This window comes from Streptomyces sp. NPDC059917 (assembly GCF_042730635.1).
GTDB lineage: Bacteria > Actinomycetota > Actinomycetes > Streptomycetales > Streptomycetaceae > Streptomyces.
In genome coordinates, this window is record NZ_JBHWLC010000144.1 from 1 (window position 1) to 9,884 (window position 9,884).

The 9,884-nt window shown below is 69.5% G+C and carries 10 protein-coding genes; 1 reads left to right on the forward strand and 9 read right to left on the reverse strand.

All coding sequences use genetic code 11. The annotated features are described in order from the left end of the window. Nucleotides 1–106: 106 nt before the first annotated feature. The 4 genes from ACFWAR_RS38320 to ACFWAR_RS38335 form a co-directional block, all read right to left on the reverse strand. Nucleotides 107–499, reverse strand: coding sequence for an FKBP-type peptidyl-prolyl cis-trans isomerase (locus ACFWAR_RS38320; protein ID WP_385788033.1), 393 nt, complete (start codon nucleotides 497–499; stop codon nucleotides 107–109). A gap of 55 nt (nucleotides 500–554) precedes the next feature. Then, the gene (locus tag ACFWAR_RS38325) at nucleotides 555–1,502 is read right to left on the reverse strand and encodes an FKBP-type peptidyl-prolyl cis-trans isomerase (protein WP_385788036.1); all 948 of its coding nucleotides are present in this window, start codon (nucleotides 1,500–1,502) and stop codon (nucleotides 555–557) included. 141 nt (nucleotides 1,503–1,643) lie between these two features. Next, a complete protein-coding gene (gene pafA / locus ACFWAR_RS38330) occupies nucleotides 1,644–3,005 on the reverse strand; it encodes a Pup--protein ligase (protein ID WP_351053179.1) in 1,362 nt (453 codons plus the stop codon). Nucleotides 3,006–3,014: 9 nt separating this feature from the next. After that, nucleotides 3,015–4,289 carry an MFS transporter gene (locus ACFWAR_RS38335; RefSeq protein WP_385788039.1) on the reverse strand — a complete coding sequence of 425 codons (1,275 nt, stop codon included), beginning with the start codon at nucleotides 4,287–4,289 and terminating at the stop codon, nucleotides 3,015–3,017. A gap of 169 nt (nucleotides 4,290–4,458) precedes the next feature. Between ACFWAR_RS38335 and ACFWAR_RS38340 the strand changes: the two genes are divergently transcribed. Beyond that, nucleotides 4,459–5,466 (forward strand): LacI family DNA-binding transcriptional regulator, encoded by a 1,008-nt coding sequence (locus tag ACFWAR_RS38340; protein WP_385788042.1) that lies wholly within the window; start codon nucleotides 4,459–4,461, stop codon nucleotides 5,464–5,466. Between the two features lie 68 nt (nucleotides 5,467–5,534). Here the strand turns inward: ACFWAR_RS38340 and prcA are convergent, their stop codons facing one another. The 5 genes from prcA to dop all read right to left on the reverse strand — a co-directional run bounded on the left by prcA (nucleotide 5,535) and on the right by dop (nucleotide 9,671). After that, nucleotides 5,535–6,296 carry a proteasome subunit alpha gene (gene prcA, locus ACFWAR_RS38345; protein ID WP_385788044.1) on the reverse strand — a complete coding sequence of 254 codons (762 nt, stop codon included), beginning with the start codon at nucleotides 6,294–6,296 and terminating at the stop codon, nucleotides 5,535–5,537. A gap of 46 nt (nucleotides 6,297–6,342) precedes the next feature. Then, nucleotides 6,343–7,182: a proteasome subunit beta gene (prcB, locus tag ACFWAR_RS38350; RefSeq protein WP_385788047.1), complete on the reverse strand. Its 840-nt coding sequence runs from the start codon at nucleotides 7,180–7,182 to the stop codon at nucleotides 6,343–6,345. Further along, on the reverse strand, nucleotides 7,134–7,733 hold the full coding sequence (locus ACFWAR_RS38355) for an endonuclease VII domain-containing protein (protein WP_385788050.1): 600 nt from the start codon (nucleotides 7,731–7,733) through the stop codon (nucleotides 7,134–7,136). Before ACFWAR_RS38355 ends, prcB begins: the two co-directional genes overlap by 49 nt. A 37-nt stretch (nucleotides 7,734–7,770) precedes the next feature. Next, nucleotides 7,771–7,983 (reverse strand): ubiquitin-like protein Pup, encoded by a 213-nt coding sequence (locus ACFWAR_RS38360; RefSeq protein WP_354383626.1) that lies wholly within the window; start codon nucleotides 7,981–7,983, stop codon nucleotides 7,771–7,773. Nucleotides 7,984–8,159: 176 nt separating this feature from the next. Next, entirely contained in the window at nucleotides 8,160–9,671 is a 1,512-nt protein-coding gene (gene dop / locus ACFWAR_RS38365) for a depupylase/deamidase Dop (protein WP_385788053.1), read from the reverse strand. Nucleotides 9,672–9,884 lie beyond the last annotated feature (213 nt).

Below are 9,884 nucleotides of genomic sequence, written 5' to 3' on the forward strand. Positions count from 1 at the left end.
GGGCCCCGTTCCCCCCCCCCGCCCGCCCCCCCGCCCAAAAACCCCCCGGCCCGGGGGGGGCCCCCCCGCCGTACGGCGGGGGCCCCTCACGTCGACTGGCGCCGGATCAGGCGGCCATCAGGTCGCAGACGAAGATCAGCGTCTCGCCCGGGGCGATCGCGCCGCCCGCGCCCTGGTCGCCGTAGGCGAGGTGGGCCGGGATCGTCAGCTTGCGACGGCCGCCGACCTTCATGCCCGCGATGCCCTGGTCCCAACCCGCGATGACGCGACCCGCGCCGAGCGGGAACTGCAGCGCGGAGCCGCGGTTCCAGGAGGCGTCGAACTCCTCGCCGGTGGAGAAGGCCACGCCCACGTAGTGGACGGAGACCATGGCACCGGCCTTGGCCTCGGCGCCGTCGCCCTCCCAGATGTCCTCGATGAGCAGGTCGGTCGGAACCGGACCCTCGGGGAAATCGATCTCGGGCTTCTCGAGCTTGTCGCTCACGGAACTGCTCCTCATACGTACGAACAAGGGAGTGCCTCCCGACGGGAGCCGGGAGACAACCGGACAAGTCTTACATCACCGCGAGGATGTCGAGGCTGAAGACCAGTGTCGAGTTGGCCGGGATGGTGCCCTGCTCCTTGTCACCGAAGCCGTCGCCCGGCGGGATGACCAGCAGGACGCGGCTGCCGAGCTTCTTGCCGACGATGCCGTCCTTGAGGCCCTTGACCGACATCTGCGACAGCGGCCAGGTCACCGACGAGTCCGTGGCGTACGTGCTTTCGAAGGTCTTGTCGTCCTTCCACGTCTTGCCGTTGAACCGGACCACCACGCTGTCGGACTCCTTCACGACGGCGCCGTCGCCCTCCAGCACGTAGTTCGATACCAGCTTGGCCGGCGGGGTCGCGTCCTTGGGAACCGCGACCGACACCTCCTTGCCGTCCGTGTTCGTGCCGATCTTGGGCAGGTCCTTGTCGTCCTGGGGGACCTCCTTGCCCTTGGCCGAAGCCGGGATGGACGTGCCCTTGACGATGTCGACGACGAAGACCAGCGTCGCGTTCGGCTTGATCTTGTCGCCGGAACCCTGCGGGCCGTAACCGAGCTCGGGCGGGATCACCAGCTCCACGCGGCTGCCGACCTTCTTGCCCTCCAGGCCCTGGTCCCAGCCCTTGATGACCGCGCCCGCACCGATGGTGAGGTCGAAGGGAGCCGGACGCCCGAAGCTCTTGTCGAACGGCTCGCTGCCGTCCCAGACCTGGCCCAGGTAGTTCACCTGCGCCGCGTCCCCCTTCTTCAGCGCCGGGCCCTTGCCCTCGCTGAGCACCTCCACCTTCAGCTCCTTGGGCGGGTCACCCTTGCCCTTCGAGACGGTGGGTTCCTCGCCGAACTTGGCGCCCTTCGTGATCGCGGGCACCCCGTTCTTCATCTGGGCGGAGTCGGAGCCCTTGTCGTCGCCGCCACCACAGGCCGCTGTCGACAGCAGCAGAAGGGGGACGACAAGCAGGCCGGCAATTCGGCGCACGTGTTCCTCAGATCTCAGACGGCACATCGGTCGCCGCCAACTCTAAGGCGTGCACCGGGCCCCGTACGAGAGACGTACGGGGCCCGTGAGATCCGACACTGCGAGATCCCCGCGCCGGTCCGCGAACCGGCGCGAGCACGATCACATCCCGGCGATCAGCTTCTCCACCCGCTCGTCCACCGACCGGAACGGGTCCTTGCACAGCACCGTGCGCTGCGCCTGGTCGTTCAACTTCAGGTGCACCCAGTCGACCGTGAAGTCCCGCCGCTGCTCCTGCGCACGCCGGATGAAATCACCGCGCAAGCGCGCCCGCGTGGTCTGCGGGGGCACCGACTTGCCCTCGAAGATCTTCAGGTCGTTGCAGATCCGCGCCGCCTGCCCCTTGCGCTCCAGCAGGTAGTACAGGCCCCGCCGACGGTGGATGTCGTGGTAGGCGAGGTCTATCTGCGCGACCCGGGGGTTCGACATGGTCATGTTGTGCTTGGCCCGGTACCGCTCGATCAGCTGGTACTTCATGACCCAGTCGATCTCCGTGCCGATCCGGTCCAGGTCCTCGGCGTCGATCGCGTCCAGCGTGCGGCCCCACAGCTCCAGGACCTGGTCCACGACCCCCGTCCGGATCCCCCGGCGCTCGGCGAAGTCCACGGCCTTGTCGTAGTACTCCCGCTGGATCTCCAGCGCCGAGGCCTCCCGACCGCTCGCCAGGCGCACCTTGCGCTGACCCGTGATGTCGTGACTGACCTCGCGGATCGCCCGGATCGGGTTCTCCAGGGTCAGGTCGCGCATCACCGTGCCCGCCTCGATCATGCGCAGCACCAGATCGGTCGCGCCGACCTTCAGCAGCATGGTCGTCTCGGACATGTTCGAGTCACCGACGATGACGTGCAGGCGCCGGTAGCGCTCGGCGTCCGCGTGCGGCTCGTCCCTGGTGTTGATGATGGGCCGCGACCGGGTCGTCGCGGAACTCACGCCCTCCCAGATGTGCTCGGCCCGCTGGCTCACGCAGTAGACCGCGCCCCGAGGGGTCTGCAGCACCTTGCCCGCGCCGCAGATCAGCTGGCGCGTGACGAGGAAGGGAATGAGGATGTCCGCCAGGCGGGAGAATTCTCCGTGCCGGGCCACCAGGTAGTTCTCGTGGCAACCGTACGAATTGCCCGCCGAGTCGGTGTTGTTCTTGAAGAGGTAGACGTCGCCCGCGATTCCCTCCTCGTGCAGGCGGCGTTCGGCGTCGACGAGCAGACCTTCGAGAATGCGCTCGCCGGCCTTGTCGTGGGTGACCAGTTCGGTCACGTTGTCGCATTCGGGAGTTGCATATTCCGGATGCGAACCCACATCGAGGTACAGGCGGGCGCCGTTCCGCAGGAAGACATTGCTGCTGCGGCCCCATGAGACGACACGGCGGAAGAGGTAGCGCGCCACTTCGTCAGGAGACAGTCGGCGCTGTCCCCTGAACGTGCACGTGACGCCGTACTCGTTCTCCAGCCCGAAAATGCGGCGGTCCATGACTGAACATTACGCCTTCTGCTGTGTTCTGAAACCGGGTTCGAGAGCGGCGTTCCGATCATTTTCCTCCGATGCCCCGTCAGAAGCACCTTCCGCGACGCCCGCAGCCCGCCCCGACAGCGCCCGCTGAGTCACCGTCAGCACCAGCAGCGCCGCCGCCCCGCCCACGCTCGCCACCGCGAACCCGGACGCCGTACCACCCAGCTCCACCGCCGGACCCGCCGCCGCCGTACCGATCGCGGCGCCCACCCCGAAGAACGTCACCAACCAGGAGAACGCCTCCGTGACCGTGCCCGACGGCGCGTGCCGGTCCACCACGATGAACGCGCACGCGATGGCCGGCGCCAGGAACACCCCGGCCAACGCCGCCAGCGCCGTCATCGCCACCGGACCCGGCACCCACATCAGCGGCAGGTAGCAGACCGCCAACAACGCCACCAACACCCGCAGCCGCCGCTCCGGCGCACCCGCCCAGTGCCGCGCCCCGTAGACCACGCCACCGATCAGCGCGCCCAGCCCCAGCGCCGCCATCAGCCAGCCGTACACCGCCTGGCCGCCGTGCCCGTCGGCGTACGCGACCCCCGCCACCGTGATCGAACCGAGCGCCGTCCCCACGAAGAAGAACGCGCCCAGCAGCGCCAGCAGCCCCCGCGAACGCAGCGCGCCCAACCAGTGCGCCTCCCGCGGCGCGGAGCGCCAGCTCCGCGACGGCTCGCTCACCACGACCGACAGCGCGCCCAGCACCCCGATCCCGTTGATCACCAACAGCGCCACGGCCGGGTCCCACAGGGCGACGCACAGGGTCACCAGCAGCGGACCGACCGTGAACATGACCTCCTGCGCCACCGCGTCCATCGCGTACGCGGCGTGGACCCGCTCCTCCTTGCCGCCCAGCACCCCCGGCCACAGGGCCCGCAGCCCGCCCTCCAGCGGCGGCGTGAACAGCCCCGCCACCACCACGGCGGCGTACGCCGAGACGGCCGAGCCGGTGCCCGCCAGCGCCAGCCACACCATGCCGAGCGCCGACACCAGCGCGGCCGGCAACTGGACCCGCGGCTGCCCGACGAGGTCCACGGCCCGACCCAACAGCGGCTGCCCGACCGCGTTCGCCACGCCGTACACCGCCGCCAGCGCGCCCGCGAGGCTGTAGCTGCCGCCCTCGGCCCGGGTGAACAGGACGATGGCGATCGGGGCGGTGCCGTTGGGCAGCCGGCCTATCAGCGTGCCCACGAGCAGCCTCGCCGCGTGCCGGGTCCTGAGCAGCTCCGCGTATCCCGCGGCCATGACCGCCCCTTTCCGCCCGGATCCAGCCGGGGTAATACGTATAACGTGACAGGTAATACGTACCATGGCGACAGTCCGGGGGTCCACACCGCGACCCCCGCGACACCCCGCCCCACCACCCCGGGCCGGACCCGCACCACCACCGCGCCCACCCACCCCGGAGACCCCCGTGACCCGACCCACCAGCCGCGACGTCGCCCACGCCGCCGGGGTCTCCCAGGCCACCGTCTCCCTCGTCCTCGGCGACAAATGGCGCGGCCGCGTCTCCGAACGCACCGCCGCCCAGGTCCGCGAGAGCGCCGCACACCTCGGCTACCGCCCCAACCTCGCCGCCCGCAACCTCCGCCTCGGCAGCACCCGCACCGCCCTCCTCGTCGTCCCCGCCCTCACCAACGAATTCTTCGCCCGCGTCTACAGCGGAGCCGCCCGGATCGCCGCCGAGAACGGCTTCGGCGTCGTCCTCTACCCCTCCCCCGACGGCACCGGGCCCGCCCGCGACCCCTTCGCCTCCGCCAGCGCCGCCCTCGACGGAGTCATCGCCTCCTCCATGGCCGCCCACGCCCTCGAAGCCATCGGCGGCAACGACCTCCCCCTCGTCATGCTCGACAGCGACCCCGCCGCCGGCCGCGCCGCCGCCCACGTCAACCTCGCCATCGCCGACGGCATGCGCCAGGTCACCGAACACCTGCGGACCCTCGGCCACCGCCGCTTCCTCCACCTCGCCTCCGCCGTCGACACCTGGACCTTCGACGTCCGCGCCAAGGCCCTGAGCCGCCTCCTGGGCCCCGGCACCGAACTGCGCACCACCAGGTCCGACCTCAGCGTCGACGCCGCCAGAGCCGCCATGGAAGCCGCCCTGACCACCCCCGGGCCGCGACCCACCGCCGTCGTCTGCGACGACGACATCCTCGCCGCCGGCGCCTGCAAGGCCGCCCGCCGCCTCGGCCTGCGCGTCCCCGACGACCTCTCCGTCACCGGCTTCGACGACCTCGCCCTCGCCACCGCCGTCGAACCCGAACTCACCACCATCGGCCTCCCCGCCGAACGCGTCGGCGAACACGGCATGAGCGCCCTCCTCGCCGTCCTCGACGGCACCCCGTGGAACGCCCCCGACCTCCCCGTCGAACTCGTCGTACGGGGCTCCACCGCACCCCCGCCCGCAACCGACGCACCCTGAAACGCACCGGTGCCCCGGCCCGCCTCCTGAGAGACGGACCGGGGCACCGGACCACACCGCGACGACGCCTACTCGGCCTCGTCCGGCTCCTCGTCGTTCGACACGGCGTCGACCTGCGCCGCCACCGGCACGTCGGCCTCCAACAGGCGCGACAGCTGACGCCCCCGGATCCGCTTGAACTTGCGCTGCTGCGCACGCGTCCGGTCCAGCACCGCCACCTCCAACCGGTCCGCCGGAATCTCCCGGTCCGTCCCGTTGGCCTGGCTCGACAGCGCCTGCACGGCCAGCTTCAACGCCTCCGCCAGCGTCATCCCGTCCCGGTGCCGCTGGTCCAGGAAGGTGCTGATCTGCTCCGCGTTGCCACCGACCGCGACCGAACCGTGCTCGTCCACGATCGACCCGTCGTGCGGCAGCCGGTAGATCTGGTCGCCGGACGCCGTCGCGCCCACCTCCGCGACCACCAGCTCCACCTCGTACGGCTTCTCGCCCGCACTGGAGAAGATCGTGCCCAGCGTCTGCGCGTAGACGTTGGCCAACCCGCGGGCCGTCACGTCCTCGCGGTCGTAGGTGTACCCGCGCAGATCCGCGTAGCGCACACCGCCGATCCGCAGGTTCTCGTACTCGTTGTACTTGCCGGCCGCCGCGAAACCGATGCGGTCGTAGATCTCGCTGAACTTGTGCAGCGCGCGGGACGGGTTCTCGCCGACGAACACAATGCCGTCGGCGTACTGCAGCACGACGAGGCTGCGACCGCGGGCGATGCCCTTGCGCGCGTACTCCGCACGGTCCGCCATGGCCTGCTGGGGTGACACATAGAACGGAGTCGACACCGGCTGTCCGTCCCTTTCTTCCGGTCTTCTACAGGGCTACGGATGGTCAGAGCAGGGCGGCGCGCGGCCCGTCGGGCTGCGCCAGGCGGTGCTCGGTGACCGTGCGGGCCAGCTCCGCCGACTCGTCGTCGGTGAGCCTGCGGAAGCCCTCGTCGGTCATCACGGTGACGATCGGGAAGATCCGACGGGCCAGGTCCGGGCCACCGGTCGCCGAGTCGTCGTCCGCGGCGTCGTACAGCGCCTGCACGACCAGCGTCGTGGCCTGCTGCTCCGTCAGATCGTCGCGGTACAGCTTCTTCATGGAGCCCTTGGCGAAGATCGAACCCGAACCGGTGGCGGCGTAGCCGTGCTCCTCGGAGCGCCCGCCCGTCACGTCGTAGGTGAAGATCCGGCCCCGCTCCTTGGCCTCGTCCCAGCCGGCGAACAGCGGGACGACCGCGAGGCCCTGCATGGCCATGCCGAGGTTTCCGCGGATCATCGTGGACAGGCGGTTCGCCTTGCCCTCCAGGGAGAGGGTCGCGCCCTCGACCTTCTCGAAGTGCTCCAGCTCCAGCTGGAACAGCTTGACCATCTCCACGGCCAGGCCCGCCGTACCCGCGATGCCCACCGCGGAGTACTCGTCGGCCGGGAACACCTTCTCGATGTCGCGCTGGGCGATCATGTTGCCCATCGTCGCCCGCCGGTCACCGGCGAGCACGACCCCGCCGGGGAACGTCGCCGCGACGATCGTCGTCCCGTGCGGCGCCTGCACGATCCCCTCCGGCAGCGTCCGGTTCCCCGGCAGCATCTCGGGCGAGTGCGCGCCCAGGAAGTCCATGAAGGAGGAGGACCCCGGCGTCAGGAAGGCTGCCGGTAGACGCCCTGTGCCGAAATTGTTGGCTTCCACGCGTGTCCCTCCAGGTATGAGACGACCCGGCGTGCAGCGTCGGGGTCGTCGCCCAACTTGCCGATGGCCGTGTTGCAGTTAAAGCAAAGTACGCCCCGGACCCTACCCGTCTGATGGCAATGATCCACATGTACCGCCGGGCGCTTCAAGCAGATACAACACAACCCGTCCTGGGCAGCGATCATCTCGTCGCGCTGCGCTTCCGTCATGCCGTACGCGCGCTTCAGATGGCCCGCCCGACCCTGGACGGCTCGGCAAGCCTTGCAGCGGGTCGACAGCCCGTCAGAGGCGCTGGCGTTCCTGTGCCATTCGCTGTGCGGCTTCACCTCGCCGCACTGCCGACAGAGCTTGCTGCCCGCGGCCACTTCCATGTGCTCTTTTACGGGCTTTCCCTGGGCCGCCCGCCGGCGCCGGTAGTGTGCGGCGCTGTAGGCGGCCACGCATTCACGGCATCTGGGCTGTAGCCCGTCGCGCCGATTTCGATCCGAGGCGAATCCGCTCAGTGGTATGTCACGGGCACACCCGCGACACCACTTCGTTCCGTTGAACATGGAGCACACACTGGCGGATTCGCCTTAGATTCGAAGGTTATTCGCCGCCTTTTTGTACGAAACTCCGAACGAAGTCCTCCGCATTTTCCTCGAGGACATCGTCAATCTCGTCAAGTACGGAGTCGACGTCGTCCGAGAGCTTCTCGTGTCGCTCCTGGACGTCCGAACTCGCCTCGGCGGTCGTCTCCTCGACCTCCTCGGTCGAGCGCGTCGCCTTCTGCTGTCCGCCGCCGGTGTCCTTGGTCGCCATGTCTACCTCACCCCGCTCGGTTCGCACGCTCACGTCGAGAGACCCCGGGAATTCGGGATCCCTCAAGATCAGACCCTACGTCGGACCCTACAAGGAGGGTCCGACATTCGTCCCCGCACTTTCCTCAACATCCGGTCTTTCTCATGATTCCCGGACCGGAGGCCTTTCAGCCGCGTTCAGCGCCCCGAAAGGACCCGGACCAGGTCCTCCGCCGTGCGGCAGCGGTCCAGGAGCTCCTTGACGTGCGCACGGGTGCCGCGCAGCGGTTCCAGGGTCGGGACCCGCTGGAGCGAGTCGTGGCCCGGCAGGTCGAAGATCACCGAGTCCCAGGAGGCCGCGGCCACGTCGTCGGCGTACTGCTCCAGGCAGCGGCCGCGGAAGTAGGCCCGGGTGTCCTCCGGGGGCTTGCTCTCGGCCCGTTCGACCGCCGGTTCGTCCATCAGCCGCTTGATCTTGCCGCGGGCCACCAGGCGGTTGTACAGGCCCTTGTCGGGGCGGACGTCCGAGTACTGGAGGTCCACCAGCTGGAGCCGCGCCGCGTCCCAGTCGAGTCCGTCGCGCCTGCGGTAGCCCTCCAGGATCTCCCGCTTGGCGATCCAGTCCAGCTCCCCCGCGAGGCTCATCGGGTCCGTCTCCAGGCGGCCCAGCACGTCCTCCCAGCGGGCCAGCACGTCCTTGGTCTGCTCGTCCGCGTCGGAGCCGAAGCGTTCGTCGACGTACTTGCGCGCCAGCTCGAAGTACTCCATCTGGAGCTGTACGGCGGTCAGCGTGCGCCCGCTGCGCAGGGTGATGAGCTGGCGCAGGTCCGGGTCGTGGGAGACCTGGTGCAGGGTGCGCACCGGCTGGTCCACGGCCAGGTCGACGTTGATGAACCCGTCCTCGATCATGGAGAGGACCAGGGCGGTGGTGCCGAGCTTGAGGTAGGTGGAGATCTCGGACAGGTTCGCGTCGCCGATGATCACGTGCAGGCGGCGGTACTTCTCGGCGTCCGAGTGCGGCTCGTCGCGGGTGTTGATGATGGGGCGCTTGAGGGTGGTCTCCAGGCCGACCTCGACCTCGAAGTAGTCGGCGCGCTGACTGATCTGGAAGCCGTGTTCGCGGCCGTCCTGTCCGATGCCGACCCGGCCGGCGCCGGTGACGACCTGGCGGGAGACGAAGAAGGGCGTCAGGTGGCGCACGATGTCCGAGAAGGGGGTCTCCCGCTTCATCAGGTAGTTCTCGTGCGTGCCGTAGGAGGCGCCCTTGTTGTCGGTGTTGTTCTTGTAGAGGTGGATCGGCTGGGCGCCGGGCAGCTGGGCGGCCCGCTCCGCCGCCTCGGCCATGATCCGTTCGCCGGCCTTGTCCCAGAGGACGGCGTCGCGCGGGTTGGTGATCTCCGGCGAGCTGTACTCGGGGTGCGCGTGGTCGACGTAGAGCCGTGCTCCGTTGGTGAGGATGACGTTGGCGAGGCCGATGTCCTCGTCGGTGAGCTGGCTGTTGTCTGCGGCCTCGCGGGCGAGGTCGAAGCCGCGGGCGTCCCGCAGCGGGTTCTCCTCCTCGAAGTCCCAGCGGGCGCGTCGCGCCCGGTGCATCGCCGCCGCGTAGGCGTTGACGATCTGGGACGAGGTGAGCATGGCATTGGCGTTCGGGTGACCGGGGACGGAGATCCCGTACTCCGTCTCGATCCCCATTACTCGCCGTACGGTCATGCGGCCCTCCTTGCCCGGCGGCGCTTCCGATCGGAAGCGGCGCTCAAGTACCGCTGGTGCTCCGGTGCGTGTGCGGTGCCCGTCCCCGCACAGCGGATGCGGCGGTACGGAAGAGCCTAGAGCGGCTCCGCGCTGGTGGGGAGATCATTTCAATCATTGCCTTGGCCCGGCCGCGGCCGAAAAGCAGTCGGCTGCGGGTGCCCCGGTGGGGGC

What these genes read in the sequence shown, in the direction of transcription:
- ACFWAR_RS38335 (WP_385788039.1), bottom strand. Translation starts at nt 4,289, where the DNA reads ATGGCCGCGGGATACGCGGAGCTGCTCAGGACCCGGCACGCGGCGAGG.
- ACFWAR_RS38355 (WP_385788050.1), bottom strand. Translation starts at nt 7,733, where the DNA reads ATGTTCAACGGAACGAAGTGGTGTCGCGGGTGTGCCCGTGACATACCA.
- dop (WP_385788053.1), bottom strand. Translation starts at nt 9,671, where the DNA reads ATGACCGTACGGCGAGTAATGGGGATCGAGACGGAGTACGGGATCTCC.
- pafA (WP_351053179.1), bottom strand. Translation starts at nt 3,005, where the DNA reads ATGGACCGCCGCATTTTCGGGCTGGAGAACGAGTACGGCGTCACGTGC.
- ACFWAR_RS38320 (WP_385788033.1), bottom strand. Translation starts at nt 499, where the DNA reads ATGAGGAGCAGTTCCGTGAGCGACAAGCTCGAGAAGCCCGAGATCGAT.
- ACFWAR_RS38360 (WP_354383626.1), bottom strand. Translation starts at nt 7,983, where the DNA reads ATGGCGACCAAGGACACCGGCGGCGGACAGCAGAAGGCGACGCGCTCG.